The organism is Streptomyces pinistramenti (assembly GCF_020564935.1).
Taxonomy (GTDB): Bacteria; Actinomycetota; Actinomycetes; order Streptomycetales; family Streptomycetaceae; genus Streptomyces; species Streptomyces pinistramenti.
In genome coordinates this window covers 167,278-193,923 of the sequence record NZ_JAJCXB010000003.1, presented here as the reverse complement: position 1 = coordinate 193,923, position 26,646 = coordinate 167,278, and the positions used below count along the sequence as shown (strand labels likewise).

At 70.6% G+C, this 26,646-nt stretch carries 24 protein-coding genes and 1 pseudogene; 11 read left to right on the top strand and 14 right to left on the bottom strand.

Annotated features, from left to right (window positions below):
• Positions 1-23: 23 nt before the first annotated feature.
• Both LIU39_RS03810 and LIU39_RS03805 read right to left on the bottom strand, forming a co-directional pair.
• Positions 24-1,532 (bottom strand): amino acid permease, encoded by a 1,509-nt coding sequence (locus LIU39_RS03810; protein ID WP_227044531.1) that lies wholly within the window; start codon positions 1,530-1,532, stop codon positions 24-26.
• A gap of 186 nt (positions 1,533-1,718) precedes the next feature.
• Complete coding sequence (locus LIU39_RS03805; protein WP_227044528.1) at positions 1,719-2,936, bottom strand: MFS transporter; 1,218 nt, start codon at positions 2,934-2,936, stop codon at positions 1,719-1,721.
• 64 nt (positions 2,937-3,000) lie between these two features.
• Here LIU39_RS03805 and LIU39_RS03800 point away from each other — a divergent pair, with 64 nt between their 5' ends.
• Entirely contained in the window at positions 3,001-3,384 is a 384-nt protein-coding gene (locus LIU39_RS03800) for a MerR family transcriptional regulator (RefSeq protein ID WP_227044526.1), read from the top strand.
• Here LIU39_RS03800 and argF read toward each other — a convergent pair.
• From argF to LIU39_RS03755, 9 genes are all read right to left on the bottom strand, one after another.
• Positions 3,381-4,400: an ornithine carbamoyltransferase gene (gene argF / locus LIU39_RS03795; RefSeq protein ID WP_227044525.1), complete on the bottom strand. Its 1,020-nt coding sequence runs from the start codon at positions 4,398-4,400 to the stop codon at positions 3,381-3,383. The genes LIU39_RS03800 and argF overlap by 4 nt on opposite strands.
• 139 nt (positions 4,401-4,539) lie before the next feature.
• Complete coding sequence (locus LIU39_RS03790; RefSeq protein WP_227044523.1) at positions 4,540-5,775, bottom strand: arginine deiminase; 1,236 nt, start codon at positions 5,773-5,775, stop codon at positions 4,540-4,542.
• 137 nt (positions 5,776-5,912) lie between these two features.
• Positions 5,913-8,585 (bottom strand): polynucleotide kinase-phosphatase, encoded by a 2,673-nt coding sequence (locus LIU39_RS03785; protein ID WP_227044521.1) that lies wholly within the window; start codon positions 8,583-8,585, stop codon positions 5,913-5,915.
• Positions 8,582-10,150: a 3' terminal RNA ribose 2'-O-methyltransferase Hen1 gene (locus LIU39_RS03780; RefSeq protein WP_227044781.1), complete on the bottom strand. Its 1,569-nt coding sequence runs from the start codon at positions 10,148-10,150 to the stop codon at positions 8,582-8,584. Before LIU39_RS03780 ends, LIU39_RS03785 begins: the two co-directional genes overlap by 4 nt.
• Before the next feature lie 130 nt (positions 10,151-10,280).
• Positions 10,281-11,204, bottom strand: coding sequence for an LLM class F420-dependent oxidoreductase (locus LIU39_RS03775; RefSeq protein WP_227044519.1), 924 nt, complete (start codon positions 11,202-11,204; stop codon positions 10,281-10,283).
• Positions 11,205-12,169: 965 nt separating this feature from the next.
• Positions 12,170-12,625, bottom strand: a complete 456-nt coding sequence (locus LIU39_RS03770; RefSeq protein WP_227044517.1) for a DUF6099 family protein — start codon at positions 12,623-12,625, stop codon at positions 12,170-12,172.
• A 495-nt stretch (positions 12,626-13,120) separates the two neighbouring features.
• A complete protein-coding gene (locus tag LIU39_RS03765; RefSeq protein WP_227044514.1) occupies positions 13,121-13,501 on the bottom strand; it encodes a nucleotide pyrophosphohydrolase in 381 nt (126 codons plus the stop codon).
• A 14-nt stretch (positions 13,502-13,515) separates the two neighbouring features.
• A complete protein-coding gene (locus tag LIU39_RS03760) occupies positions 13,516-14,910 on the bottom strand; it encodes an AAA family ATPase (protein ID WP_227044512.1) in 1,395 nt (464 codons plus the stop codon).
• 65 nt (positions 14,911-14,975) lie between these two features.
• Complete coding sequence (locus tag LIU39_RS03755; RefSeq protein WP_227044511.1) at positions 14,976-15,365, bottom strand: cell division protein SepF; 390 nt, start codon at positions 15,363-15,365, stop codon at positions 14,976-14,978.
• Between the two features lie 221 nt (positions 15,366-15,586).
• Between LIU39_RS03755 and LIU39_RS03750 the strand changes: the two genes are divergently transcribed.
• Positions 15,587-16,741: a magnesium and cobalt transport protein CorA gene (locus LIU39_RS03750; RefSeq protein WP_227044509.1), complete on the top strand. Its 1,155-nt coding sequence runs from the start codon at positions 15,587-15,589 to the stop codon at positions 16,739-16,741.
• Positions 16,742-16,911: 170 nt separating this feature from the next.
• Here the strand turns inward: LIU39_RS03750 and LIU39_RS03745 are convergent, their stop codons facing one another.
• Positions 16,912-17,088, bottom strand: coding sequence for a site-specific integrase (locus LIU39_RS03745; RefSeq protein ID WP_227044507.1), 177 nt, complete (start codon positions 17,086-17,088; stop codon positions 16,912-16,914).
• A 1,258-nt stretch (positions 17,089-18,346) separates the two neighbouring features.
• Here LIU39_RS03745 and LIU39_RS03740 point away from each other — a divergent pair.
• The 4 genes and pseudogenes from LIU39_RS03740 to LIU39_RS03725 all read left to right on the top strand — a co-directional run.
• On the top strand, positions 18,347-18,781 hold the full coding sequence (locus LIU39_RS03740; protein ID WP_227044505.1) for a VOC family protein: 435 nt from the start codon (positions 18,347-18,349) through the stop codon (positions 18,779-18,781).
• A 163-nt stretch (positions 18,782-18,944) separates the two neighbouring features.
• Positions 18,945-19,754 (top strand): alpha/beta fold hydrolase, encoded by an 810-nt coding sequence (locus tag LIU39_RS03735; protein ID WP_227044504.1) that lies wholly within the window; start codon positions 18,945-18,947, stop codon positions 19,752-19,754.
• Positions 19,751-19,924: a hypothetical protein gene (locus LIU39_RS03730; protein WP_227044803.1), complete on the top strand. Its 174-nt coding sequence runs from the start codon at positions 19,751-19,753 to the stop codon at positions 19,922-19,924. Before LIU39_RS03735 ends, LIU39_RS03730 begins: the two co-directional genes overlap by 4 nt.
• Positions 19,882-20,094: pseudogene (locus LIU39_RS03725) on the top strand (Tn3 family transposase); the annotation flags it as partial. The gene LIU39_RS03730 and the pseudogene LIU39_RS03725, both read left to right, overlap by 43 nt.
• A 22-nt stretch (positions 20,095-20,116) precedes the next feature.
• Here LIU39_RS03725 and LIU39_RS03720 read toward each other — a convergent pair.
• Positions 20,117-21,169, bottom strand: a complete 1,053-nt coding sequence (locus LIU39_RS03720; RefSeq protein WP_227044502.1) for a polysaccharide deacetylase family protein — start codon at positions 21,167-21,169, stop codon at positions 20,117-20,119.
• A 169-nt stretch (positions 21,170-21,338) separates the two neighbouring features.
• Positions 21,339-21,803 (bottom strand): HIT family protein, encoded by a 465-nt coding sequence (locus LIU39_RS03715; protein WP_227044500.1) that lies wholly within the window; start codon positions 21,801-21,803, stop codon positions 21,339-21,341.
• Between the two features lie 229 nt (positions 21,804-22,032).
• On the opposite strand from LIU39_RS03715, the gene LIU39_RS03710 reads away from it, so the two are divergent.
• Genes LIU39_RS03710 through LIU39_RS03690 form a run of 5 tightly spaced genes read left to right on the top strand, consistent with a single transcriptional unit; the run spans position 22,033 to position 26,578 of the window.
• Positions 22,033-23,343 carry an MFS transporter gene (locus LIU39_RS03710; RefSeq protein WP_227044498.1) on the top strand — a complete coding sequence of 437 codons (1,311 nt, stop codon included), beginning with the start codon at positions 22,033-22,035 and terminating at the stop codon, positions 23,341-23,343.
• Between the two features lie 37 nt (positions 23,344-23,380).
• A complete protein-coding gene (locus tag LIU39_RS03705; protein WP_227044497.1) occupies positions 23,381-24,391 on the top strand; it encodes a diiron oxygenase in 1,011 nt (336 codons plus the stop codon).
• 35 nt (positions 24,392-24,426) lie between these two features.
• On the top strand, positions 24,427-24,954 hold the full coding sequence (dcd, locus tag LIU39_RS03700) for a dCTP deaminase (RefSeq protein WP_227044494.1): 528 nt from the start codon (positions 24,427-24,429) through the stop codon (positions 24,952-24,954).
• Entirely contained in the window at positions 24,951-25,475 is a 525-nt protein-coding gene (locus tag LIU39_RS03695) for a dCTP deaminase (RefSeq protein ID WP_227044491.1), read from the top strand. The genes dcd and LIU39_RS03695 overlap by 4 nt, the downstream gene beginning before the upstream one ends.
• Complete coding sequence (locus LIU39_RS03690; protein WP_227044489.1) at positions 25,472-26,578, top strand: glycosyltransferase family 4 protein; 1,107 nt, start codon at positions 25,472-25,474, stop codon at positions 26,576-26,578. Before LIU39_RS03695 ends, LIU39_RS03690 begins: the two co-directional genes overlap by 4 nt.
• Positions 26,579-26,646: the final 68 nt, after the last annotated feature.

Here is a 26,646-nt window from a genome sequence, read left to right as displayed (position 1 = left end):
AAGGGGGCGGCCCGCCGCCCCGCTCACGCCTCCCGCGCCGCCACCGGCTCCTCCGCCGGCTCGTCCACCGGCTGTTCCGCGGCCTTCAGGCGTGAGTGGCGCCGTCCGTAGCCTGCGTAGATCAGCGCCCCGACGACCAGGAAGCCGGCGAACTGGAGCCACGTCGCGGGGCCGGTTCCGTAGATGAGGTAGAGGCAGAAGCCGATGCCGAGGACCGGGCTGAGCGGGAAGAGCGGCACCCGGAAGCGGCGCGGCAGGTCGGGGCGGGTACGGCGGAGCACCATCACGCTGATGTTGACCACGGCCATGATCGCCAGCGTGCCGATGGTCGTGAGGTTCATCACCACGTCCAGCGGGACGACGGCCGCCGGGACGGCGAAGACGACCGCCACGATCCAGGTGTTGGCGACGGGGGTGGACGTACGGGGCGAGATCCGCTCGAAGACCCGCGGGATCAGGCCGTCCCGCGACATCGACATCAGGATCCGGGTCTGCCCGTACATGACGGCGAGGACGACGGAGGCGATGGCGACGACGGCGCCGAAGGCGATCACGCCGCCGCCGAAGGCCGAATCGGTGACCCGGTTGACGATCAGCGAGAGGGCGGCGGGCCGGTCGGCGACCTGGTCGGAGGAGAGCGCGCCGATGGCGCTGACCGCGACCAGGCAGTACAGGACGGTGACCACGCCGATGCAGATCATGATCGCGACGGGGATGTTGCGGCGCGGGTTCTTGACCTCTTCGCCGGCCGTGGTGATCGCGTCGAAGCCGATGTACGAGAAGAAGGCGACCGAGGCGCCGGAGGTGATGCCGGCGACGCCTTCGGGGGCGAAGGGGGCGAGGTTGCCGTCGCGGAACGCGGTGAGGGCGATCACGCAGAACAGGATCAGGATCCCGATCTTCAGCACGGCCATGGCGGCGGTGGCGCGGGCGCTCTCGCGGACGCCGCGGACCAGCAGCAGCGCGGCGAGCAGCAGGACGACCACGGCCGGGATGTTGACGATGCCGCCGTCACCGGGCGGGCTGGAGAGCGCGGCGGGCAGTTCCCAGCCGATCAGGCTGCCCAGGAGTTCGTTGAGGTACTGGCCCCAGCCGACGGCGACCGCCGACACCGAGACGCCGTATTCGAGCAGCAGACACCAGCCGACGAGGAAGGCGGTGCGCTCGCCGAGGGTGGCGTACGCGTAGGAGTACGAGCTGCCCGACACCGGTATCGCGCCGCCGAGTTCCGCGAACGAGAAGGCGGTGAAGACGCAGGTGAGGGCGGCGAGGCCGAAGGAGACGATGACGGCGGGGCCGGCCTCGGCGACGGTGTCGGAGAGGCCGACGAAGATGCCGGTGCCGACGATGGCGCCGATGCCGAAACAGACGAGCTGGAAGAGGCCCATGCTGCGCTTGAGGCCGTGGCCCGCGAGGTCGGCGCCGGATTCGGCGACGAGGACGTCGGGCGACTTGATCCGCAGCCCGGACGGGCCGGCGAGAGGTGCGCGTGGCCCCTTTTCGGTGCGGTGGCGGGACAGGGGCGGACGCATGGGGTGGATCTCTTCTCTGGTGGTGCGGGCGTGCGGCGGGGGTGGGCCGCACGCGGTTCGGGGTCCGGACCGGTGGGCCCGAACCCCGTGAGCGGGTCGATGGTAACCGCTTGGGCTGCATGATCGCCCATTTGTACGTATGAGTATGCGTACGCCCCCGGGAGGCCGCGGGTCACCGGGCCGCGTTCACGGCGTCCGCCGGGCGGGAAAGCCGTGGCCGCGGGCGGCGAGCACCACGATCAGCACCGGGGCGAGGAGCACGAGGACGCTCCAGGGGAAGGAGGCGGCGCCGAGCACGCCGAGGAGGATGCCGCCGAGGACCCCGCCGCCGGCCATCGCCACGTTCCACAGCGTGACGAGCATGGCCTGGGCCGCGTCCGCCGACTCCCCCGCCGCGTCGCCCGCGGCCGTCTGCAGCAGCGTGGGGGCGCCGCCCCAGCCCAGGCCCCACAGCACCACCGCGAGGTACACCGCGGCGGGACTGCCGGACGCCACCGCCAGCAGCCCGGCCGCCGCCGCGAACAGCAGCGTGGCGGCCACGGCCAGGGTCCGCAGCCGGCGGTGGAGGTGCGCGCCGGTGAACCAGATGCTCACCAGCGAGGCGGCGCCGAAGACCAGCAGGACGCGATCGGCGGCATCCCCCATGCCGAGGCGCTGGAGGAAGGTGGCGATGAAGGTGTAGAGGACGGTGTGGGCCAGGACGAAGACCAGGGTGACGAAGAGGACCGGCGCGACGCCGGGGATGCGCGCGGTCCGCAGCACCGGGATCCGGCCACCCCGCGGCTGCCCGGGGAAGTCCGGGACCGCGGCGGCGATCCAGCCGAGCAGGACGACGGTGAGCGCGGTCATGACGAGGAAGGCGGCCTGCCAGCCGAGCGCCGTGCCGAGGAAGGTTCCGGCGGGCACGCCGAGCGACAGGGCGAGGGGAATGCCCGCCATGGCTATCGCGAGGGCCTTGCCCTGGAGGTGGACGGGCGCCATCCGGCGGGCGTATCCGGCCAGCAGTGCCCAGGCCAGACCCGCCGCCACCCCGGCGGCGAACCGTGCGGCCATGGTCAGGAGGTAGTCGGACGAGAGGGCGGTGACGGTGTTGGCCACGCCGAATCCGGCCATCGCGGCGAGCAGCAGGTGCTTGCGCCGCCGGCCTGCGGTGGCCGCGGTGAGCGGGATGGCGGTGAGGGCGGTGCCCAGGGCGTAGAGGGTCACGGTCTGGCCGGCGGCGGACTCGCTGACGCCCAGACCTGCGCTCATCGCCGGGAGCAGGCCGGCGGGCAGCGTCTCGGTCAGGCTGGTGAGGAAGACCGCGGCGGACAGCGCGAGGAGCGCCAACAGCGGGAGTTTCCGGCCTTGTTGGGGTTCGGTGACGACGGGGGAAGCGGTGTGTTGCGTGAGATCGTTCGGCATACGCGTATGCTCGAACCTTCACATTGATGTGAAGGTCAACGCGAGCGAACGTGAGGGCGGTCACATGCGCATCGGAGAACTGTCGGAACGCACCGGCACACCCCGGCGGCTGCTGCGCTACTACGAGGAGCAGGGGCTGATCGTCGCCGACCGCACCCCGAACGGCTACCGCACGTACGACACGGCGTCCGTCGGCCGCGTCGTGCAGATCAGAGGTCTGCTCGACGCCGGGCTGCCCACCCGGCTCATCAAGCAGATCCTCCCCTGCCTCGACAAGCCGCAGGTCATCCACTTCTCCGACGCGACACCGGAGATGCTCGCCACGCTGGAGTGCGAACTGGACCGGATGACCAGCCGCATCCAGTGCCTGACCCGCAACCGGGACGCCATCGGCGCCTACCTGGACGCGGTGCGCGACAACCACCGCCCGCAGGCCGCCGTCGGCTAACGGGCCGCACCCCGGTCCGCCATCGTGGCGACCAGCACCGCCTTGATGGTGTGCATACGGTTCTCCGCCTCGTCGAAGACGACGGAGTGGGCGGACTCGAAGACCTCGTCGGTGACTTCGAGTGAGGTCAGGCCGTGCCGCTCGTGGATCTCCCGGCCGACCGCGGTCCCCAGGTCGTGGTAGGCGGGCAGGCAGTGCAGGAACTTCACGTCCGGCTTGCCCGTGGCACGCAGCACGTCCATGGTCACGGCGTACGGGGCGAGCAGCCCGATCCGCTCGTCCCAGACCTCCTTGGGCTCGCCCATCGAGACCCACACGTCGGTGGTGACGAAGTCGGCGCCGCGCACCCCCTCGGTGACATCCTCGGTGAGGGTGATCCGCGCGCCGCTCGCCTCGGCCAGCGCGCGGGCGCGGGTGACGACCGCCTCGTCGGGCCACAGCTGCCGCGGCGCCGCGATCCGGACGTCCATGCCGAGGAGCGCGCCCGTGACGAGGTAGGAGTTGCCCATGTTGTTGCGGGCGTCGCCGAGGTAGGCGAGGGCGGTGTCGGTCAGCGGGCGGCCGTTGCCGTGCTCGACCATGGTCAGCACGTCGGCCAGCATCTGGGTGGGGTGCCAGTCGTCGGTGAGCCCGTTGAAGACGGGGACACCGGCGTACGCGGCCAGTTCCTCGACGTCCGACTGCCGGCTGCCGCGGAACTCGATGCCGTCGAACATCCGGCCCAGGACGCGGGCGGTGTCCTTGACCGACTCCTTGTGCCCGATCTGCGAGCCGGACGGGTCGAGGTAGGTGGTCGACGCGCCCTGGTCGGCGGCCGCGACCTCGAAGGAGCAGCGGGTGCGGGTCGAGGTCTTCTCGAAGATCAGGGCGATGTTGCGGCCCCGCAGGCGCGCGATTTCGGTACCGGCGCGCTTGGCGGCCTTCAGCTCGGCCGCCAGGTCGATCAGTCGGCGGAATTCCTCGGCGCTGAAGTCCAGCTCCTTGAGGAAGTGGCGGCCGGTGAGGTCTATCGCCATGGGTGGGCTCCTGGTTCGCGGCGTTCGGGGAATCGGATCCTGGAACTATATACGAACATACGCATCTCTATTCAGAGGGTTCGCGTGCCCGCACCGACGGTACGGTCCGCTCCGCCGCTCCGCAGGCCCCGCGGCCGCCTCACGACGCGCCCGGCACGGCGTCCCGCACCACCGGACAGCTCATACAGCGCGGGCCGCCCCGACCCCGCCCCAGCTCACTGCCCGGGATCGTGATCACCTCGATGCCCCGCTTGCGCAGAAACGTGTTCGTGGTGACGTTCCGCTCGTACGCCACCACCACGCCCGGCTCCACCGCCAGCACGTTGCAGCCGTCGTCCCACTGCTCCCGCTCCGCCGCGTGCACGTCCTGCGTGGCGGTCAGCACGCGGATGTCGTCCAGGCCCAGGGCGGCCGCTATGGCCCGGTGCATGTGCTCCGGCGGGTGATCGGTGACCTTGAGGTCCTGCTCGCCCGAGCCCGGTTCGATGGTGTACGAGCGCAGCATGCCGAGACCGGCGTACTGCGTGAACGTATCGCCGTCGATCATCGTCATGACCGTGTCCAGGTGCATGAAGGCACGGCGCTTGGGCATGTCGAGCGCCACGATGGTGCGCGCCGACCCGGCGGCGAACAGCCCGCGCGCCAGCATCTCGACGGCCTGCGGCGTGGTCCGTTCGCTCATCCCGATCAGCACCGCGCCGCTGCCGAGCACCAGCACGTCGCCGCCCTCGATCGTCGACGGGTAGTCCGCCTGCCCCTCCGACCAGACGTGGAAGTCCTCGTTCCGGAACAGCGGGTGGTGCCGGTAGATCGCCTCGTAGTGCACCGTCTCGCGCTGCCGGGCCGGCCAGCGCATGGCGTTGATCGACACCCCGTCGTAGACCCAGGCGGAGGTGTCCCGCGTGAAGAGGTGGTTGGGCAGCGGCCCCAGCAGGAAGTCGTCCAGATCCATCACGTGGAAGCGGACCGACGTGGGCTCCGGGTACCGCTCCAGGAACTCCCGCTTGGTCATGCCGCCGACCAGCGCCTCGACCAGCTCGGGCACCGGCAGCTCGTCGAACGCCGCCCGCAGGTGGTCGGTGGCCAGCGGGCCGTACTCCTTCTCGTCGAAGACCCGGTCCAGGACGAGCGCCCGCGCCGCCGGGATCTCCAGGCTCTCGGTGAGCAGGTCCCCGAAGAGGTGGACGTCCACCCCACGGTCCCGGAGCACATCGGCGAATCCGTCGTGCTCCGCCCGTGCCCTGCGTACCCACAGCACGTCGTCGAAGAGCAGTGCGTCCTTGTTCGTCGGCGTCAGCCGCTTCAGCTCCAGATCGGGGCGGTGCAGGATGACGCGGCGCAGCCGCCCGGCCTCGGAGTCGACATGGAATCCCATCTCCCCATCTTGGCCTTTCCCGCCCTTCGGCGAACGTCGTCGGACGATGTCGGCAACCCGCCAGGCGGAAAAGCACCCCCGGACGCCCCCGGCGGGCACGGCACCCGATGCGTGCCGTACCCGCCGGACGCCGGACCCTACAACCGCGGATCCACCGGCTCCGATTCCAGCGCGAGCACGGCGAACACCGCTTCGTGCACCCGCCACAGGGGCTCGCCCTCCGCCAGCCGGTCCAGCGCCTCCAGACCGAGCGCGTACTCGCGCAGCGCCAGGGAACGCTTGTGGCCCAGGTGGCGGGCGCGGAGCCGCCGCAGGTTCTCCGGGCGGGTGTACTCGGGCCCGTAGATGATCCGCAGGTACTCGCGGCCGCGGCACTTGATGCCCGGCTGCACGAGGCGGCCGTCGGCACCCCGCAACCGCGCCTGCACGGGCTTGACGACCATGCCCTCGCCGCCGTCGGCGGTCAGCCCGAGCCACCAGTCGGTACCGGCAGCGACGGACGCCGCGTCCTCGGTGTCGACGAGGAGCCTGCGGGTGGCGGTGAGCAGTCCGGGGCCGCCATCGGGGGCTGCGCCACCGTCCGCCGCGGCCAGCCGGTCGATCAGCGCGAGCTGTGCGGTGTGCGGGACGTCCGCGAGGCTGCGGCCCTGGACGGCGAGGATCTGGAACGGGGCCAGCCGGATGCCGGACAGGCCCGCGGTCCCGGGCGGCGCCCCGTCCGGCGCCGCACCGTCCACCCGCCAGCAGTACCTGCGGTAGGCCGCGGTGAAGGCCGCCGCGTCCGCCGCACGCTCCCGCTGGCGCGCGAGCAGCCCCGCCACGTCGACCCCCCGGCCGGCCGCCGCTTCCAGGGCACCGAGCGCACCCGGGAACACCCCCGCAGAGGCCGCGCCCACCGCCGCGTACTGCTTGCGCAGCAGCCCGGTGGCCTTGAGCGACCACGGCATCAGTTCGGCGTCCAGCAGCAGCCAGTCGGTGTCCAGTTCCGCCCAGAGCCCGGCCTTCTCCGCCGCGTCGCGGACCCTGCCGATGAGGGCCGCCGTGGTGCGCGGGTCGTCGAAGAACGGCCGTCCGGTGCGGGTGTGGAGCGCCCCCGACAGGCCCTCGGGCACGCCGAACCGCTCGTGGGCGGTTCCTCCTTCCCGGCAGACGAGTGCCACCGCGCGCGAGCCCATGTGCTTCTCCTCGCACACCACTTCGCGTACGCCGTCGGCGCGGTAGGCGGCGAACGCCTCGGCCGGGTGCTCCAGGTAGCCCTCCTCCTTCGACGTGGCGCAGGGCGCCATGGTCGGCGGGAGGTAGGACAGCAGCCGCGGGTCCACCGCGAAGCGGCTCATCACCTCCAGCGCGGCCGCGGCGTTCTCCTCCTTGACCGCGAGCCGGCCCATGTGGCGGGTCTCCACGACGCGCCGGCCGACCACGTCGCCGAGGTCGAGCGGGCGGCCGTCCGCGCCGCCCGGCGCCTCGCCGGCCAACGGCTTCACCGGCTCGTACCAGACGCGTTCCGCCGGTACGTCGACCAGCTCGCGCTCCGGCCAGCGCAGGGCGGTCATCGCGCCGCCGAAGACGCAACCGGTGTCCAGGCAGAGGGTGTTGTTGAGCCAGTCGGCGCGCGGCACGGGGGTGTGGCCGTAGACGACGGCCGCGCGGCCGCGGTACTCCTCCGCCCACGGGTAGCGCACCGGCAGGCCGAACTCGTCGGTCTCCCCTGTCGTGTCGCCGTACAGGGCGAACGACCGCACCCGGCCCGACGTCCGGCCGTGGTACTTCTCCGGCAGCCCCGCGTGGCAGACCACGAGAGCGCCGCCGTCCAGGACGTAATGGCTGACCAGGCCCTGGACGAACGCCGCGGCCTCGGAACGGAGGGCGTCGTCCTCCTTGTCGAGCTGCTCGATGGTCTCGGCGAGGCCGTGCGTGGGCCTGACGGTACGGCCCTTGAGGTAACGGCCGAGCTTGTTCTCGTGGTTCCCGGGCACGCACAGCGCGTGGCCGGCCGCCGTCATGCCCATCACCAGGCGCAGTACACCGGGGCTGTCGGGGCCACGGTCGACGAGGTCGCCGACGAAGACGGCGGTACGGCCCTCGGGGTGGACGGCGTCCACGGCGCGGCCCGAGGTGTCGCGGGCGAGGGCGTAGCCGAGCTTGGTGAGCAGGCTCTCCAGCTCGGAACGGCAGCCGTGGATGTCACCGATGATGTCGAAGGGGCCGGTGAGGTGCCGCAGGTCGTTGAAGCGCCGCTCGGTGACGACCTGGGCGGCCGCGGCCTCCTCCGGACCACGCAGCACGTGCACCTTGCGGAAACCCTCGCGCTCCAAGTGCCGCAGGGAGCGGCGCAGTTCGCGCTGGTGCCGCTGGATGACGCGGCGCGGCAGACCGGCCCGGTCGGACCGGGCGGCGTTGCGTTCGGCGCAGAGCGCTTCGGGCATGTCCAGCACGACGGCGACCGGCAGCACATCGTGCTCACGGGCGAGCTTGACCAGCTGCGCGCGGGCGGCGGACTGCACGTTGGTGGCGTCCACGACCGTGAGACGGCCGGCGGCGAGCCGCTTGCCGGCGATGTAGTGCAGTACGTCGAACGCGTCGGAGCTGGCCGTCTGGTCGTTCTCGTCATCGCTGACGAGCCCGCGGCAGGCATCGGACGAGAGGACTTCGGTGGGCCGGAAGTTGCGCGCAGCGAAGGTCGATTTGCCGGATCCGGTCGCGCCGATCAGCACGACGAGCGAGAGATCCGGAACGGGCAGCGCCCGCCGCGAGCCGACCGCGGCGCCCTCGTCGTCGGGCCGCTGCCGGGTACGGTCCGTGTCACTCATGCCGCGCCCTCCTCTGTCCGTACGTGGTCGTTCCGATCGATTTTCCGGCGGGCCCGACCGGCTTGACCGCTTCGGGCGGCCCGGTCCGCGCCGTCGCCCCGGTCGGTGCCACCGGCCCGCCCGGCCGTGCCGGTGCGCCCCTCTCCCTCATCCGTGCGGGTGAAGCAGGCGAGCTGGGTCGGCGGCCCCACCTCGGGGTCGTCGGGGCCCACCGGCCGGAAGCCGACGGCATAACCGTGCCGCTCGGCGGCTTCGGACGCCCACCGCCGGAACTCGTCCCTGGTCCACTCGAAGCGGTGGTCGGCATGGCGCACCTGACCGGCAGGCAGCGTCTCCCAGCGCACGTTGTACTCCGCGTTCGGCGTCGTCACCACGACCGCACGAGGCCGGGCGGCGCCGAACACCGCGTACTCCAGCGCCGGAAGGCGCTCCGGGTCGACATGCTCGACGACCTCGCTCAGCACCGCCGCGTCGTACCCCTTGAGCCGCGCGTCGGTGTACGCGAGCGACCCCTGCACGAGCCGAACCCGCGCCGACTGCCGCTCGGACATCCGGTCCGGATGCAGCCTGCGCCGGGCCTCGTGCAGCGCCCGCATCGACACATCCATCCCGACGATCTCGGTGAACCGCCCGTCCTTGAGCAGCTCACCGGTCAACTGGCCCTGCCCGCAGCCGAGATCGAGCACCCGCGCGGCCTGCTCCTCGCGCAGCACCGCGAGAATCGCCTCCCGCCGCCGGACGGCGAGCGGCACCGGCTTCTCGTCCGTGTCGGCCTCTTCGTCCACCGCGTTGTCGATGTCCTCGGCGTCCGCGTCGTCCGCCACGGCCAGCCGCTCCAGCGCCGTACGGGTCAGCGAGCGGCGCCGGGCCAGATACCGGTCGGCGATCACCCGCTGTTCGGGGTGGCTCTCCAGCCAGCCCTCCCCGGCCCGCAGCAACTTGTCGACTTCATCGTCCGACACCCAGTAGTGCTTGGCGTCGTCCAGCACCGGCAGCAGCACATACAGATGCCGCAGCGCCCCGGCGAGGGTCAGCTCGCCTTCGAGCACCAGCCGGACATAACGCGATGCGCCCCACTCCGGGAACGTCTCGTCCAGCGGCAGCGGTTCGGCCACCACCGACCACCCCAGCGGCCCGAACAGGGCGCGCACCAGCTCCGCCCCGCCACGGGCCGGGAGCACCGGCACCTCGATGCGCAGCGCCATCGCCCGGCCGGTCAGCTCGGGGCGCGCCGCGCACTCCCCCTTCATGGCGGTGCCGAAGACGCTCCGCAGCGCCACGGCCAGCAGCGAGGACGCCGCGTACGGCCGGTCGTTGACGTACTGCCCGAGCGCCGAATCCGGAACGCCGCCACGGCTCTTGCCCCGGCGCACCATCGCGACCGCGTCGACCTCCAACAGGAGCGCGGCGGTGCAGCGTTGGGCATCCGCCTCGGGGTAGAAGACGTGCGCGGTGCCGTACGACGTCGAGAACTGCTGCGCCTTGCCGGGATGTTTGTGCAGGAGATACCCGAGGTCGGTCGCGGGACGGTCGGCGCTGCCGGTGGTACTTATCGTCAGGAACACCCGTCTGATCATTACCGCAATCGCACGACTCGCCCAGCGGATTTCTCTTCCGCGCTCCCCCTTACACGGCCTTCCGGCGACGCCACCCGACGCGAGGGCCGGGCGGCAGGCCGGACGACGGGCCGAAGCGTCAGCTCAGCTGCGACTGCACCTGTGCGGAGATCAGCTCCAGGTGGTCCAGGTCGTCGAGGTCGAGCACCTGGAGGTAGACCCGCGAGGCGCCGATCGCGGCGTAGCGGCCGATCTTGTCGACGACCTCGGCGGGCGAGCCGGCGAGACCGTTGGCCTTCAGCTCGTCCACCTCCCGCCCGATGACCGCGGCCCGGCGCGCCACTTCCGCGTCGTTCTTGCCGACGCAGGCGACGAGGGCACTGGAGTACACCAGGTCGTCTCCCTTGCGCCCGGCGGTCTCGGCGGCCGCCCGCACCCGCCCGAACTGCCGCTCACTGTCCTCCAGCGAGGCGAAGGGGATGTTGAACTCGTCGGCGTAGAGCGCGGCCAGCCTCGGCGTACGCGTCGCGCCGTGGCCGCCGATCAGCACCGGCAGCTTGCCCTGGGCGGGCTTGGGCAGCGCGGGCGACTTCTCCAGCTGGTAGTGGGTGCCGCGATAGGAGAACTCCTGGCCGACCTCGGTGGCCCACATGCCGGTGACGATCGCCAGCTGCTCTTCCAGCCGGGCGAACTTCTCCTTCGGGAACGGAATGCCGTACGCCTTGTGCTCCTCCTCGAACCAGCCCGCCCCGAGGCCCAGCTCGACGCGGCCGCCGGACATCTGGTCGACCTGGGCCACCTGGATGGCCAGCACACCGGGCAGCCGGAACGTACCGGCCGTCATGAGGGTGCCGAGGCGGATGCGCCGGGTCTCGCGGGCCAGGCCCGCCAGCGTGATCCAGGCGTCCGTCGGACCGGGCAGGCCATCGGCGTTGCCCATCGGCAGATAGTGGTCGGACCGGAAGAAGGCGTCGAAGCCGAGGTCCTCGGTTGCCTTGGCGACGGTAAGAAGCGTGTCGTAGGAAGCCCCCTGCTGAGGCTCCGTGAAGATGCGTAGATCCATGCCCTCCATCCTGCCCGCTCCACGCCCACAACACCGCTACGGCGTGTCGCCACGGGCGGGCCGGACGGGGCACCCACGGGGCAGGGTGCGGCGGGATGGGCTTGCGGGGTGGCTCGTGACGAGAAATGTGCTGCGCTGAACTGCCCGACAGTGAGCGGGAGTTCGTCCGACCGCCGTCAGCGCAGGCCGACTTGTGGGAGGGCGGTGTTGGTCGACACGTCAGCCTGGATGCGGGAATTTCCCGGAACGGAATTCCGGGGAGTCTCGCCCTGTACGCATATACCGAACCTCCGAGCGCTGGCGCTTCGACGGGTTGGAAATCCGGCTGGGCCTCTCTCTCCCCCCCGCCCCGCCCACCCCAACTCCAACCCCCTCCCCACATCCCGGTTGAGGGAGCAAGAAGACACACGCCTTTTCGCAATTCGATTCGCGATTCCGAAGAACGGGACGGCGCCTTACTCCGGTAATAGACATCACCTCGGTCGAACGCATCACGATGGCCAGCCCCCGAGCCGAGCCCTCCGTCACAGAGGGCGACATGCGGGCAGCTGCCCTCAGACGCCGTCGATCAGGAACTCCACCCCAGCCGACGTCACTACCGAGCCCCGGACCAACGTGACAAACCATGACAGCGAGCGAGGCACTGTCGGCACCGAAAGACCGACGAAGAGCCGCGCCGACGATGGCGGCGAAGGGGCGCTGCGGCGTCAACAGCGCGCCAAACGCTGCGGGGGCCGAATCCACGAAGGGGCGCCATGTTGACGGTTTCGATGTCGAAGGTGAGAGCGACGACGGTGTCGCATTCGAATGCGGAGGCGAGGGCGGTAACCGTGGCAGGGGACGCCTCGACGCTGGTGCACGTAACGCCCGCCCCACCCGGCCCGCGGCACTGCGGGCAGCGGGGAAACGGACGGCAGACGGCAGGTGGCGCTGGGCCTGCGTCCCGCCGAGCTGTCCGATCCGGTTCAGGCGAGGTTCCGGTCCCGCACCTCAAGCTTTTCCAGTATCCCGGTGATGCGGTCGCTCGACTCGTCCGCCGTGTCCATCGCTTCCACGCAGGTCCAGTACATCCCCTCCTCGTCCGCCGAACACACCACGTTCACCAGCGCCTCGCACACCTCTCGCAGCAGTCCCCGCAGGCCGGTCAAGGCACCCCGAACGTCACGCACTTCGGTCAGCTGAGCCGCCCGCAGCCCGCCCGTTCTCGGTGCCGGGCGCAGCAGTCCCCCGCTGAACCGCCCGCCCGCATCGCCCAACCCGCGTGCCCTGGACCGCACTTCGTACGGCCCGAATATCGCGAGATGACTTCCGACCGCCTCGGCCAGGGCCTGCGCCTGCCAAGCCTCGACGATCACTTCATGCACCGTGCTCGCCTCTGCCAGACCGCGCCGACTGGCCGCGATGATCCGCACCGCGTCCATGCGCGTCCCTCCCTTCGTCGTCACTCAGCATCACCCCACACTCTTTCCACTACCCAGAGTGAGGGTGAACAGCCAAAAACACCAGGGGAATTCGCAAATCTGTGGACAACCAAGGCGATGTGGAAAGATCCGTGACTCCGGAGAGTGACATATGCCGTGCGGTCGCCGCTTGCCTCACTTGCGTCACACAGCCCACTCGCATCCCGTCAGTCGTCCGCCGATGACACCGGTCACCGGCGTCCCAGCCCTCACGGCCCTCCATGCCGTTCCCGGCAGACGACTCTCGACCCGCGGCTGACCGGCAACGATGCACGGAGGGCCGGAGCCGCATGCGGTCGAAACGAACGAAGTACGAGGCCAAGGGAGAGCCCGAGGCCGAGGAGAGCGGGCCGCGGGCAGGGTCGAGGCCGAGGACGAAGAGGCGGGAGAACATCGAAAATCCGCCCCGCCCCTCAGCCGCCCCTCCATTCCCCCGTCCCCCATCCCCCTCCCCGTCTACTCTCCCTCTCCCCCGCCCTCTCCCTCACTCCCCCGCGGCCGGTCCGGGCGGGCGGAGCGGACTGCCGGGAAGCGCGACTCGTTGCGTTCGATCTTGGCGGCGAGCGCCGCGAGGGCGTCGATACCCAGGACCTCGCAGAACTGCAGCAGATACGCCAGCACGTCGGCGACCTCGTCCTCGACCCGACCGGCGGAGGTCGGCTCGGCCATCACCTTCGCCGATTCATCCGGCGTCAACCACTGGAAGATCTCGACGAGTTCCGCCGCCTCCACGCTGAGCGCCGCCGCCAGGTTCTTGGGGTTGTGGTACTGCTGCCAGTCCCGGGCGGCCGCGAACTCGGCCAGTCGCCGTTGCAGGGCATGAAGATCCTCACTCATGCCCCCATCCTCACTCATGCCCCCAGGCGAAGCACCTGGACATCGGGCAGCCCCTCGGCGACCGCCGGATCGCGCACGGTGCCGAGCAGCCGGACATGGCCACGCCGCGCCATCCGCACGGCCAGCGACACCAGTTCGCCCGCCTGCCGGTCGTCCATGCACCGGTCCATGCCGTCCGCGACGACGGTCATCTGCTGGAACGCCGACGGGATCTCCCCGACCGGGTCCATGTCCAGTACGCCGGGGCCGGTGAGCAGCACCAGGGCGAGGCCGAGATAGCGCAGTTCTCCGTCGCCGAGCTGGTCGACGGGCATCATGCCCCACGTGCCGCGGTCGAGTACGGCCTGGAGGCCGGACGAGGCGCGAGGAGCGGGTACGAGGGCCCGCCCGCGGCCCGGTGCACCCGTGGTGCCTGTGGTGTCCGTCCTGCCCCGTGCCTGCCCGGCCGTACCGTCCGCCGTGCCCGCCGCGGCTTTCTGCGCCCGTTCCCCGTCGGCCTGCCTCGGCACGGCGTGCAGTCCGTCGACCGGCCCCGCGCACGCGGCCCGTACGGCGGCGACCAGGACGGCGTGCCGTCGGGTGCACTCCTTGCTCGTCCGTTCCAGCACCGCGGGGAGGTTGTCGCAGGACGGCCGCAACCGGCCCTCCTCGGCCCGGTGCGCGTCGCCGCCCCGGCAGCTCGCCGTGTCGGCCCGCGTCCGGCCACGTCCTCCCTGAGACGCCCCGGCTTCCGTACCCACCCGCCCGCGGGGGACGGCAACGGCCTCCGGCACCGGGTCCGCCCCGCGCATCGACTCCGGCCGCGGATCGCAACGGAACACCGACCGCAGGGCGACGACGACCTGTTCGGCGGCGGCGAGCACCTGCCGCTGGCCGGCCGTCTTGCCCGCGACGCGCAGCGGCAGCAGCGCGGTGCCCAAGCGGTCGTCGGGCAGCGGCGCGCGCGTCACAGGTGTGGCGCCGGCCGTGTACCAGGCGGCCTGCACGGCGTTGCGGTCCGGGTCCGTCAGCGCGGTGGTGAGCAGGGTTTCGCCGCCGCCGGTCAACCGCTCGCCGACGATGCGGAGTTCGGGTTCCGCCTGGATGGCGAGGTCGAGGCGGACCGGGCCGGCGGGGCCTTCGACGGTGCAGCCGATCCGGAATCCGCGGCGGCCCTGTCCGTCGGGGCGCGCGCCGGCCGGTACACACGCCGTGGCGCCGCCCGGCACCGCCTCCACCGCCTGCCCCAGCCGCTCTCCGCCGCCGAGCCTGGCGAGGATTTCGTACGCTTGGAGGGCGCTGGACTTGCCGCTGCCGCTCGGTCCCGCCAGCAGGGTCAGCGGCCCCATCGGCAGGATGACGCCACGGTGGTTCTTGAAGGCGGACAGCCGTAACTCGGCGACCGCGGGACGTGCACTGTCGATTTGCATACCGGGGACGCTATGCAGCGGCCCCAACCGTCCGGCCCACAGAACCGTTCCGCCCCAGGGGCTTCCTACGATCGGGGGACGCCGCCCGCTGCCGGTTCCGCGACTTCGGTGCCTAGGGGTGCGAGCAGGAAGACGTTGGTGTCGACGCGGTGCATGCCGCTGCCCAGTCCGAAGACGACTCCGCTGGAGAAGTCCAGGATGCGCTTGGCGACATCGGTGTCGGCGCTGCTGAGGTCCAGCAGTACCGGGATCTGTGCCATCAGGTACTCGGCGACCTCGCGTGCGTCGGCGAAGGTCTGGACACGGATGACGACGAAGCGTCGCACTTCCTGTGCCGGGCCCTCGTCGGGGAGGGCGCGGTGGTCGGGCCAGGACGGCCACTCACTGCTGCTGCGAAGTGGGACGACCTCGGCGAGCCCTTCCCACTGCTCATCGGTGGCATCGGGGCCGTTCACCGAATCACCTCACTCGGGGGAGCACTGCCTGTCTGCGGTGTCTGCATCGAACAATTCTAGGGATAAACATACAAACTTTGCCGGACGTGACACACACCGCGTCACATCCCCACCCCATCCTGCACCATGGGCCCTGACCGGTCCCGACAGCCTCGGCAGATATCCTGCGTCGAGCTGGTGTGTGCCCATTCATCCCCCGCGAGAAGGAGGTCCGTTTCCTCATGAGTTCCGAGACTCCGGGCCGACGCCAGCGCGGCCTGCGCGGCCTGCGGAAACCCGCGAAAAAGCGGCCGCCGGAGCCGCCGCCCGCCAACATCGAGGAGCCCGCGGACGCGCCAGGACCACCGCCGGAATCCAGCAGCGTCATCAGCGCCGCCCTTTATCGCGACGGCCACCGCGTCAGCACCCACGACACGCTCGCCGGCACCTTCCGGCAGCTGCGCGCCACCCCCGATTCGCTCGCCTGGATCGGGCTGCACCGCCCTACGCACGACGAACTCCTCACCCTTGCAACGGAATTCGATCTCCATCAGCTCGCCGTCGAAGACGCCCTGGAAGCGCATCAGCGGCCCAAACTGGAGCGGTACGGCAGCACCCTGTTCGTCGTGCTGCGCGCCGCGCGCTATCTGGACGACCCGGAGGAGGTCGACTTCGGCGAGCTGCACCTGTTCGTCGGCCCGGATTTCGTCATCACCGTGCGGCACGGTGGCGCCCCCGACCTCTCGGCCGTACGCCGCCGCATGGAAGGCGCCCCGGAACTTCTCCAGCACGGCCCCGAAGCGGTCCTGTACGCGATCCTCGACGCCGTCGTCGACGGTTACGCGCCGGTCGTCGCCGGCGTCCAGAACGATATCGACGAGATCGAGACCGAGGTCTTCGGCGGCGACCCGAAGGTTTCCCGCCGCATCTACGAACTCTCCCGCGAATTGGTGGAGTTCCAGCGCGCGACCCGGCCGCTGAACGGCATGCTGGAGGGCCTGACGGCGGGATTCGAGAAATACGGTATCGACGAGGAACTGCGCCGCTATCTGCGCGACGTGGCCGATCACGCCCTGCACATCACCGAACGCGTGGATGGTTTCCGGCAGGCGCTGCAGGACATCCTCACCGTCAACGCGACGCTGGTGAACCAGCAGCAGAACGCCGAGATGCGGGCCCTGGCCGAGGCCGGCTTCGAACAGAACGAGGAAATCAAGAAGATTTCGTCGTGGGCGGCGATTCTGTTCGCGCCGACGTTGGTGGGAACGATCTACGGGATGAACTTCGTGCGGATGCCGGAGTTGCGCTGGGCACTCGGATACCCCTTCGCAATCATCCTCATGGCGATCGTATGTACCAGTTTGTACGTCATCTTCAAGCGACGAGGCTGGCTCTGAGCAGTCAGGCAGGGAAGGTTCGCCCTGCGGGCCGGAGGCCACGGCCCAGGGCGCCGCGAACGCTCTTCCGGCCCGCTGGGGAGAATCTGGGGAGAATGGAGCGCGCCCTACTCCCACGATCGCAGGCGCTGAGCCCCCGCCCACCCGTCTCGTCGTGCGGAGCGGCAGAGTTATACGGAAGCAGCCCCCGCTGAGTGATTGAGCAGCGCGTCGATGGCGACACGCCCCTTACCGCCGGCCTCGGGCATGAAGTGGGCGTAGTGGTCCAGGGCGATCGTGGGGCTGGAGTGGCCGAGCCGGCGCGCCCGCGTGACCACGGACTCGCCCGCTTCGAGGATGATGGACACGTAGGTGCGCCGCAGTACGTGGAAACCGTTCCAGCGGGAGGCTTTCCAAGCCTCGCTCTTCTCCCGCAGGGGGATGACACCGACGGCGGCGAGGGCCGGCTTCCAGAATTCGACGTTGAAGATGTTCGCGCGAATGGCGTTGCCATATGTCGTGGTCAGGATGAGAGGGAATCACCTCCTCTCGCGTTCGGGTTCCGGTCCCCCAAGGCAGCTCGACCTCAACAGCGGGGTACTCCATGAAGTAGGCGGCCAGCTCGGAGGCGACCGACCGCGGCATATCGACCATGCGCGTCTTCCCTCCCTTCGGCAGGGTGAAGTGCAGGCGCTCTCCGATGAGTTGCACCTGCCGCCGCACTCGCAAGACCCCTCGCGTGAAGTCGATGTCCTCCGGTGACAGACCGAAAACCTCGCCCTGCCGCAGCCCGCAACCCAGTGCGAGCACGACGGAGATCCGGTATCGCGGGCGGATCTCGTCCCTCATACACTGCGCGGTCTGCAGCGCCCACGCCTCACGCTCACCGTCAGGCGCCTTGGGCCAGCGCACCGACTTGGCGCGCATCGGATTGCGCGCCAGAACCGATCGTGAAGGGCAGTCTCGAAAATATTCGAGAGCGTCGTGAGGATTTGCCAGGCGTCACGCGGCGAGCACTCGCCTTCGAGATCGGCGATGTATCCACGTAGCCGTGCGGCAGTGATGTCCAGCAGGGGCAGTCCGCCGAGTTGAGGCAGGATATGGGGCCGCACGCGCTCATCAATGCGTCTGATCGCGCCCGGTGCGCCCCGGACTCCCGTCTGCCAGAAGCGGGCCACATAGTCGGCCAGCGCGATGGATCCATCCCGAGGACCGACGAACTCACCGCGTTCACTGTCGGTGCTCGTCCTGCGCAGCCAAGCCTTGGCATCTTCCAGCGTTTCGAACGGCCTGTCCCGAGCCCCCGGGGGTTCCGGAAACTCGGTAGCGAGATCCCTTGCCGTAGCGAACGGTGCGCTCTCGCTTACCAATAGCTGGGTCTTTCTTCTCTGATCCAGCGATCTTCTATGTATCCAGCAAAATCTACCTCTGGGATGACGGGTGGAAACGCGGCGAGGGCCGTGGCCGCGGTCTGGTCCGGAACGGCGGGCGGCCCCTTGGAGGCATCGACATCGGTTCCTCCCCGCGACCGCACGACACGCCGGCGGCCAGCAGGGGCTGCCCTCCCGACAACATGCGGATCCCCGACGGGAGTTGAGCAAAAGAGTCCCCTGCTATGGTGCGCCGATGTCATCGATCAAGCAGTTCCAAGTCACCTTCGACTGCGCAGAACCTGCGCGCCTCGCCAGTTTTTGGTGCGAGGTGTTGGGGTACGTCGTACCGCCGGTCCCGAAGGAGTTCGCCACTTGGGAGGACTACCATCGCTCGCTGCCGCCTGAGGACCAGGTCACCTACTTCGCGTGCAGTGATCCCTCGGGTGCGGGCCCGCGCGTGCTCTTCCAGCGCGTTCCCGAAGGGAAGGTCGTCAAGAACCGGGTGCATCTCGACGTGCGGGCCGGCACCGGACTCGTGGGTGAAGAGCGCCTCGCTACGCTGGAGGCCGAATGCGCACGACTGGTCGAGCTCGGTGCGGTACACGTGCGAACGCTGCTTGCCGATGACGACAACGAGTCGTGCATCCTGATGCAGGACATCGAGGGCAACGAGTTCTGTCTCGACTGAACATCCTCCGCGACGGCGAGATCGGGGGGCCGTCTCCCTCGGGCCTCTCGTCAAGGTGGTCTCGTGTGGGGCGGAAGTCACCCTGTGAGGGCGAGGTTGTGACATCCCCAGCCGGCTCGACGACTTGACTCTGACACCGGTGTCAGACTTTAGCGTCCATGGCATGGCATCTGAACAGGCATTCCGCCAGCCGCACCGCTACCGGCTCGACACTGACGTACGAGGCAGCGGACCCGCGCTGCTCCTCGCACACGGCGCGGGCGGCGGCATCGAGGGAAACTTCGGTCTCGTTCTCGACGATCTGGCACGGGACCACACGGTGATCGGCCCGTCCTACCCCGGCGTGGGCCGCACGCTCCTCCCTGAGGCGCCGCTCGACCTCGACGCCCTCGCCGACGCCCTTGCAGCCGCGGCCGTTGAGTACGGGCACGAACGATTCGTCGTGATCGGCGAATCGCTGGGCAGCGCCGTGGCGATCCGGGCCGCGACCCGGCACCCCGAACGCGTCACGGCCCTCGTACTGACCGCAGGATTCGCCGTCGCCGACCCTGCGCTCGGCGGTGCAGCGCAGCTCATCGCCGCCCTCGGTAAGGCCGGCGAGTGGCGGGCCGTGGCCCGGCTCGCGGCGCTCGCCTGTCTCTCGGAGCGCCGGCTCACCGCGATGTCCCCGGAGGAGGTAGAGGCGACTGTCGAAGGCGTGCTGACCGGGATGCCCTCCGGGACGCCGGCCCATTTCGAACTGATCACGCGTCTGGACGTCCGCGACGAACTCGACCAGGTGCGCGTGCCCACGCTGGTGGCGGTGCCGACCGGCGCCCGGCTTGTGCTGCCCGACAGCTCGCGCCGTATCACCGCGGGAATTGCCAGGGCCACACTCGTCGAAATCCCCGGCGCCGGCCACATCCTGGACGCGGCGGACCGCGCGGTGTGGTTGGGGCACGTACGGCGGTTCCTCGCCGGCCTGGTCCGGTGAGGCGCGGTGCCGGTCTCGCCGCCCTCGCCCTGACCACGTTCGTCGTCGTCACGGCCAAGTTGCGGCCGGTCAGGGCGGGCCTGGGCGTATCCGAGTCACCCGTCGGGCTGCTCGTCATGGTCTGCGCGTTCACCTGCTGCGGGGCGTCGACACCCGCCGGCGGCAGATGAACCGGCAGCTAACCGTCCAGGAGTCGCGGCACAAGCTCGCCCGGGACATCTGCCACGGCAGGCGCGGCCGGAACACACAGGTGTACCGGACGGGGCATGAGGACCAACTCGGCGCGCTCGGCCTGCTCCTGAATGCCGCCGTGCTCTCGACGACTCGCTATCTCACCGCGGTCGACGGGGTGAGGCGGCCGGTCAGGGTGTCGCGGCGGCCATGAGCTCCTCCGCTCGGACGAAGCCGTAGCCGCGTTCGAGCAGGCCCTCGATCATCGCGGGCAGCGCCTCCGCGGTCTGTGAACGGTCCCCGCCGCCGTCGTGCAGCAGGATCATGGAACCCGGCGCGGTCCGTTCCAGGACGAGGCGGGTGATGGTCGGGGCGCCGGGCAGCGCCCAGTCCAGCGGTTCGACGTCCCAGAGCGCCACCGGGTTGTCACCCTCGGCGAGCCAGGACAGGACCTCCGGTGTGCGGGAGCCGTACGGCGGCCGGAACATCCGGGGGCCGTCGGTGCCCAGGGCCTTCCCTATGGCCTCGTCGGTGCGTTCGAGCTGCGCTCGCAGCTCGCCCCGGGTGAGGTCGGGCAGGAAGGGGTGGGACCAGGTGTGGTTGGCGACCTGGTGGCCGGCGTCGGCCATCCGGGCCAGTTCCTCGTGGTGGGCGAGGGCGTGCAGGCCGACGCAGAAGAAGGTCGCGGGCACGCCGTAGCGGTCCAGAACATCCAGAATCCGGCCGGTGTACGGGGGGTTGGGGCCGTCGTCGAAGGTCAGCGCGACCACCGGTCGCTCGCGTGAGCCGTGGCTCAGGCAGCGGCCGGCCCGGCTCAGGGCCTCGGTGGCGTCGGCGCTCTCGGCGATGCCTGCGTCGAGTTGGTCGGAACGCCCCGTCAGGGTGCCGGTCTCGATGTGCAGGTGGGCCAGGGCGGCCAGGTCGCGGACCGCGGCCAGGGCCAGTTGGTCGGCCGGCACCGAGCCGAACGCGGGCCGGCCCGGCAGGACCCAGGGATCGGCCCGGTACATCCGCAGGCCCGCGCTCATCAGTCCGCCGTCGAGCATCCCGTTGGTGCTCTCGATGACGTTCACGAGGTGCTCGCCCACCGCCGTGTAGGCGCGCTGACGGCCCAGCAGGTACGCGGTGACCTCTGCCACCTGGCCTGCGGGAAAGTGAACGGTCGGCTCGACCAGGACACCGTCCTGGTCGAGGACCGAGACCTCGAAGCCGGTGGCGGTCCAGGAGATTCCGGAGTAGCGCATGCAGTCCTTCCCCCGTCGGGTGCGGCCGGAAGCGACCCCTCCAGTCAGGAAGGTTTCCTCACAGAAACCAGAGTCTCTCCGCCGGTCCCCCGACTGTCAACCAACCTCCGCTCAGGGGGGATTGGTGGCTTGCCGGCCTCGGGGACGCCCGGCGGGATCGGCGGCGCGGTCAGCAGGCCAGCCGTCGCCGCACGGGTTCCAGCAGGGACAACTCGACCGGCCGCGCGACCCATGGCCGGTGGAGCCGGTCTCCCTCCGCGCGAGGCACCAGGTGAACGTGCAGGTGGAACACGTCCTGCCAACCGGACGGCCGATTGGCCTGAAACAGTGTGAGCCCGGCCGGATCGAGCACCTCGCGGATACGCGCCGCCATCATGTGGACGGTGCGCATCACGGCCATGGCGTCGTCCTCGTCGATCTCCCACAGGTCCGCGGCGTGCCGTCTGGGGATCACCAGCGTGTGGCCATCGGTGACCGCGGTGATGTCGAGAAACGCCATGGTCCGGGCATCCTCGTAGACGACCGCCGCCGCGAGCCGGCCGGCGAGGATGTCGCAGAACACACAGGTCACGGCGGTGTCTGCGATCCGGGGGGCGCCGGCCTGGCGGTGGTCGTCGGCGGCGGATCCGGTCATCGGGACTCCTTCGGATGGCGAGGGCGCCGGCAGCTCAACGGGCTTGTTGCTCCGGCGATATGACGTCGCGTCACATTGACTGCGGTGCGCACGGTTTCTACGAGACCGCCTGTCCCTCGCGTCATACGGGTTCACTCCCACCCCAACGGAAGTCCCTTGACACAACGGCGCGGCATCGCGGAACCTACCGTCAGTTAGTAACGTTTACTAACTGGCGGGGGTGCAGCAGATGGCCAGTGGACCTTCCCTGCGCACGACGGAAGGCCTTCACCCGGAGCAACGGCACCGGGAGGCGAAGCGGGCGAGGATCGCCACACTCGGCGTCTTCGGGCTCTGCGGGGTCGCACGTTCGCTCTGGAGCGCCTCCCTGCCGGGGGTCGACGAACGTCTCCAGCTCAGTGCCCACCAACTGGGCCTGGTGCTGCTGGTGGTCGGCATCGGCTCGATCGTCGCGATGCCCGCGGCCGGGCGCCTGTCCGACCGCTGGACCAGCCGGCGCCTGCTGCGCATCAGCGGACCACTCGCGGCCCTGACCGTCGTCGGTCCGGCGCTCGCCCCCGGATTCGGGCTGCTGCTGGTGACCGCGTTCCTGCTCGGCGCCGGTCTCGGCGTCCTGGACGTGGCCATGAACGCGCAGGCCATCGAGGTCGAACAGCGCTTCGGTCGGCCGATCCTGTCCTCCTTCCACGGATTGTGGAGCCTGGGCGGCGTGGCCGGCAGTGGCGTGATCGCCCTCGGCCTGCACCTGCACGGCAGCGGTCAGGCCCTGGTGGCCTGCGGCGCGCTGGTGGTCGCGGCGCTGTCCCTGCTGCCCGGCCGGGCGCTGCTGCGACCGGAGCGTACGGCCGCCGAGCAGCCGGCCGGGGGCCCGTCGGCAGCTGCCGAGGCCGAGCGGACGGCCGAGGCGGCCGAGCCCGCGCCGCTGCGCGCCGGCCTGATCCTGCTGCTCGGGCTCACCGCCATGGCCGCCTTTCTCAGCGAGGGGGCCGGCTACGACTGGGCGGCCCTGCACGCCCGTCAGGAGCTGGGGGCCGACGCGGCCACCGCCCCGCTGGCGTACACGGCCTTCGCCGCCGCGCTCACCGTCACCCGGCTGACCAGCGACGGGCTCCGCCGTCGCCTCGGTCCCGTGCGCGGCATCGCGTGGGCGGGAGCCATCTCCGTACTCGGCTACGCGCTGGTACTGCTGGCGCCCCACCTGTCCACCGGCCGACTGGGCTTCGCGTTCGTCGGCTGGGCGGTCGCGGGCGCGGGCCTGGCCACCGTGGTACCCGCGGTCTTCAGCAGCCTCGCCGCCAACGAGGGCTCGGTCGGCCGCGGCCTGGCCTGGGTCTCGACCCTCGCCTACGGCGGCAACCTCGCCGGACCTGCCGTCATCGGCCTGATCGCCGGGGCCACATCGCTCGGCTCCGCGATGCTGCTGCCGATGGCGATGGCCCTCACCGTCGCCCTGCTGGGACCGATCGCCCTTCGCGCGACCCTCGCGCCCCCGCCTTCCCGTCGCCCCCAGCCCGTCAACCCCACGCTTCCCACCCGCTGACAGACCGATACGTCCGCGTCCGAACGAGAGGCAACCGATGACCACGCACGCCCCGTTTACCGACACCCCGGACACCACTCCCGAGACCCTCGACTCCGAGCTGTTGGCCCAGCCGAGCGTCGGGCGCAGCACCCTGCGCCGGCTGGCCGACGCCTGGCCGCGCCGGGCGACGATCCGTACCGACATGGCTGCGGTCGCCGACCCGGGCGGCTACGACCCCGAACTGCTCGACTACCCGCTCGAACTGCTCCCGTTCGCCGAACACCCGCACTTTCTGGCCGCGTCCGATGAACAGCGTCGGCAGGTGAACACGATGGCGTGGATCTCGTACAACGAACGGGTCATCGCCGCCGAGGAGTTCGTCGCCAACCCGACCTTCACGAAGCTCGCCCACGGAGTGTTCCCCGGAGTCGACCGCTACGAGGTCAAGGAGGTCGTGCAGCAGTCCCACGTGGACGAGGTCTGGCACACCTATATGCACATGGTCGCCATGCAGCGCACCCGGGAGGCCCGTCGGCTCGCCGCCGAGCCCGACTACGGTCAGCCGGTCACCAACCGGCGCCTGTACGCGCTGACGGACGAGCACAGTGAGCGGTGGCAGAAGGACCTGCTCTACCTGCTGTGGACGGCGGTCGGCGAGATCAGCATCAACGGTTTCCTCGACCTGCTCGCCCGCGGCAAGGGGATCCAGCCCATGCACACCCTGATCGCCCGGCTCCACGCGCGCGACGAGGCCGCGCACGGGCCGGTGCTGGCGGAGCTGATGCGCGAGATCTTCCCGAAGCTCAACGCGGAACAGCGCGACTTCCTGGTCCGGATGATGCCCGACGCGATCACCGCGTTCGGCGCGGAGGACTGGGAACTGTGGCCGAGACTCCTGGAGTTCAGCGGGATCCGGCACGCCGAGGAGATCATCGAGGACGCCCGCAGGCTGCCCGGCAACGAGCTGATGATGAACGACTTCTCCACCGTGCACCGGCTGGTGAGGGAGTTGGAGATCGAGCACCGGGTCGACTACGACTTCGACGCGGCCCGAGCGCAGGGCTGAGCTGCGACCGCACCGACGAACACGGGGACGCACCCATGATTCTGACAGGACCGGAGATCACCGAGGCGGTGGCCGACGGCCGGATCGGCATCTCGCCGTTCAGTGCCGACCAGGTGAACCCGAACAGCTACAACGTCCGCCTGGGCGAGACGCTGCTCTGCTACACCGACCAGACCATCGACGCCTACCGGGCCAACCCGACCCGTTCCCTCCTGATTCCACGGGAGGGCTTCGTCCTCCAGCCCGGTCAGCTCTACCTGGGCCACACCGTGGAGCAGGTCGGCTCGGACAGTTACGTACCGCTGCTCTTCGGCCGCTCCTCGGTCGGCCGGCTCGGCCTCTTCGTGGAGATCACCGCACCGATCGGCGACATCGGCTTCCACGGGCAGTGGACACTGATGCTGTCGCCGGTCCGGCCGCTGCGGGTCTACGCCGAGATGAAGATCGGCCAGATCATGTTCTTCGCCGCTCTGGGCGAGGTCGAGCTCTACGAGGGCAAGTACCAGATGGCGGCAGGTCCGCAGGAGTCCCGGTACTGGCGCGACCGGGTGGGGGCGCCGTGATCCTGACCCGCGAGGCCATCACCGCCGCCGTCGCCTGCGGGGACATCGTGATCGAGCCCTTCGACCCGGCGCGGGTCTCCCCCAACGCCTACGACTGGTGCCTCGGCGACCGGATCCGCCGGTGCGTGGGGGAACTGGACGCCGCCCGGCCCACCGCGTACGAGGAGCTGACCATCCCCGCGTCGGGGATGCTGCTGGAACCGGGCGAGCTGTACCTGGGGGTCACCCGGGAACGGACCGGCTCCGAACGCTACGCCCAGCTCATCAACGGCGATCACACCGTCGGCGCGCTCGGTATCTGGGTGCATGTCTCCGCGCCGCTGGGCCACCAGGGACACGCCATCGCCTGGACGCTGGAGATCCAGGTCGTCCGGCCGGTCCGGGTCTACCCCGGCATGACCTTCGGGAAGATCGTCTTCCTGAGCGCCCTCGGCTCAAGCCTGAGTTACCAGCGCCAGGGGCGTAAATACACCCGTACCCAGGGGATCGACATCTCCCGGCTGTACCAGGAACTTTCATGACGACGATCACCGGACTCGACCTCCCCCTCGGCAGCCCTGGCGGCAGCGTCGAGCTGCTCTGGGACCTCTACCTCGGACCCGAACCACTCGTCCCCGCCGACACCTTCATGCTCACTGCGGATCCCCGGAAACCGGGCCCGGTCCTACCCCGCGACCCCGGACACGGACCGGAGCTGCTCGACGTGCCCGGCAAGCAGCTGAGCGGGCCGGCGTTCTGGACGTACGTGGACGATCTGACCGCGGCCATCCGCGAGCGGTTCGGCGGCGGCGACCACGAGGTGGTGCACCTCCAGCACCTCGCGTTCGGCGCCACCCCCGCCCTGCTGCGCGCCTTCCCCGAGCTGCCCCAGCTCGCCCTGGTGCACGGCACCGACCTGCTGTTCGCCGTCGACCACCCCACCCAGCGGGCGGTGCTGCGGGACGCGGCGGCGACCGCCGGCCGGATCGTCGTCCCGACCGGGGCGATGGCCGACCGGCTGCGTACCCTGACCCCCGTCGAGTCGAACCGCATCACCCGGATCCCCTGGGGCATCCCCGATCACCTCCTGACCGAGCCGCCGAAGCGCGTGCCACGGGAGACCGGACAGTTCCGGGTGCTCTACGCGGGGCGGCTCACCAGTGAGAAGGCGGCCGCGGAGCTGCTGGCACGGCTGGCCGCGATCGAGGGCGTGAGCCTCAGCGTGGCCGCGCCACCGGCCGAGTTCCGCGCACTGGCCCGGACCGCCGACCTGTCCGCGGTCCGCTACCTCGGCTGGCTCGACCGGACGCACCTGTGGCAGAGCTTCGCCGAGCACGATCTGCTGGTCGTCCCCTCCAGCCGGCTGGAGGCCTTCGGCCTGGTCGCCGTCGAGGCGCAGGCCTGCGGCCTCCCGGTGCTCTACCAGCCGGTCCCCGGGCTGGCCGAGGTGCTGAAGGGTTCGGCACAGGCCGCCGAGGGCGACGGCTCGGCACGCGCCTTCGCGTCCTGTGTGGCCCAGTTGGCCCGTACGCCCGAAGCCCTCGACGAGGTGCGAGCGGCCGGCTACCGCAACGCGGCCCGCTTCCCGCTCTCCCGAACGGCCCGCGAACTGCGGGAACTGTCCGATGAACTCCGCGCCGGCTGAGCCCGAACGCCGCCCGCGTCCGGCCACGCTGTCCCTGGACCCCGACAACCTCATCGCCTGACCATCAC

Bases quoted from the DNA above. Each gene is read 5' to 3' on its own strand.
- LIU39_RS03810 (WP_227044531.1), bottom strand. From the start codon at position 1,532: ATGCGTCCGCCCCTGTCCCGCCACCGCACCGAAAAGGGGCCACGCGCA.
- LIU39_RS03805 (WP_227044528.1), bottom strand. From the start codon at position 2,936: ATGCCGAACGATCTCACGCAACACACCGCTTCCCCCGTCGTCACCGAA.
- LIU39_RS03800 (WP_227044526.1), top strand. From the start codon at position 3,001: ATGCGCATCGGAGAACTGTCGGAACGCACCGGCACACCCCGGCGGCTG.
- argF (WP_227044525.1), bottom strand. From the start codon at position 4,400: ATGGCGATAGACCTCACCGGCCGCCACTTCCTCAAGGAGCTGGACTTC.
- LIU39_RS03790 (WP_227044523.1), bottom strand. From the start codon at position 5,775: ATGGGATTCCATGTCGACTCCGAGGCCGGGCGGCTGCGCCGCGTCATC.
- LIU39_RS03785 (WP_227044521.1), bottom strand. From the start codon at position 8,585: ATGAGTGACACGGACCGTACCCGGCAGCGGCCCGACGACGAGGGCGCC.
- LIU39_RS03775 (WP_227044519.1), bottom strand. From the start codon at position 11,204: ATGGATCTACGCATCTTCACGGAGCCTCAGCAGGGGGCTTCCTACGAC.
- LIU39_RS03770 (WP_227044517.1), bottom strand. From the start codon at position 12,625: ATGGACGCGGTGCGGATCATCGCGGCCAGTCGGCGCGGTCTGGCAGAG.
- LIU39_RS03765 (WP_227044514.1), bottom strand. From the start codon at position 13,501: ATGAGTGAGGATCTTCATGCCCTGCAACGGCGACTGGCCGAGTTCGCG.
- LIU39_RS03760 (WP_227044512.1), bottom strand. From the start codon at position 14,910: ATGCAAATCGACAGTGCACGTCCCGCGGTCGCCGAGTTACGGCTGTCC.
- LIU39_RS03750 (WP_227044509.1), top strand. From the start codon at position 15,587: ATGAGTTCCGAGACTCCGGGCCGACGCCAGCGCGGCCTGCGCGGCCTG.
- LIU39_RS03740 (WP_227044505.1), top strand. From the start codon at position 18,347: ATGTCATCGATCAAGCAGTTCCAAGTCACCTTCGACTGCGCAGAACCT.
- LIU39_RS03735 (WP_227044504.1), top strand. From the start codon at position 18,945: ATGGCATCTGAACAGGCATTCCGCCAGCCGCACCGCTACCGGCTCGAC.
- LIU39_RS03720 (WP_227044502.1), bottom strand. From the start codon at position 21,169: ATGCGCTACTCCGGAATCTCCTGGACCGCCACCGGCTTCGAGGTCTCG.
- LIU39_RS03715 (WP_227044500.1), bottom strand. From the start codon at position 21,803: ATGACCGGATCCGCCGCCGACGACCACCGCCAGGCCGGCGCCCCCCGG.
- LIU39_RS03710 (WP_227044498.1), top strand. From the start codon at position 22,033: ATGGCCAGTGGACCTTCCCTGCGCACGACGGAAGGCCTTCACCCGGAG.
- LIU39_RS03705 (WP_227044497.1), top strand. From the start codon at position 23,381: ATGACCACGCACGCCCCGTTTACCGACACCCCGGACACCACTCCCGAG.
- dcd (WP_227044494.1), top strand. From the start codon at position 24,427: ATGATTCTGACAGGACCGGAGATCACCGAGGCGGTGGCCGACGGCCGG.
- LIU39_RS03690 (WP_227044489.1), top strand. From the start codon at position 25,472: ATGACGACGATCACCGGACTCGACCTCCCCCTCGGCAGCCCTGGCGGC.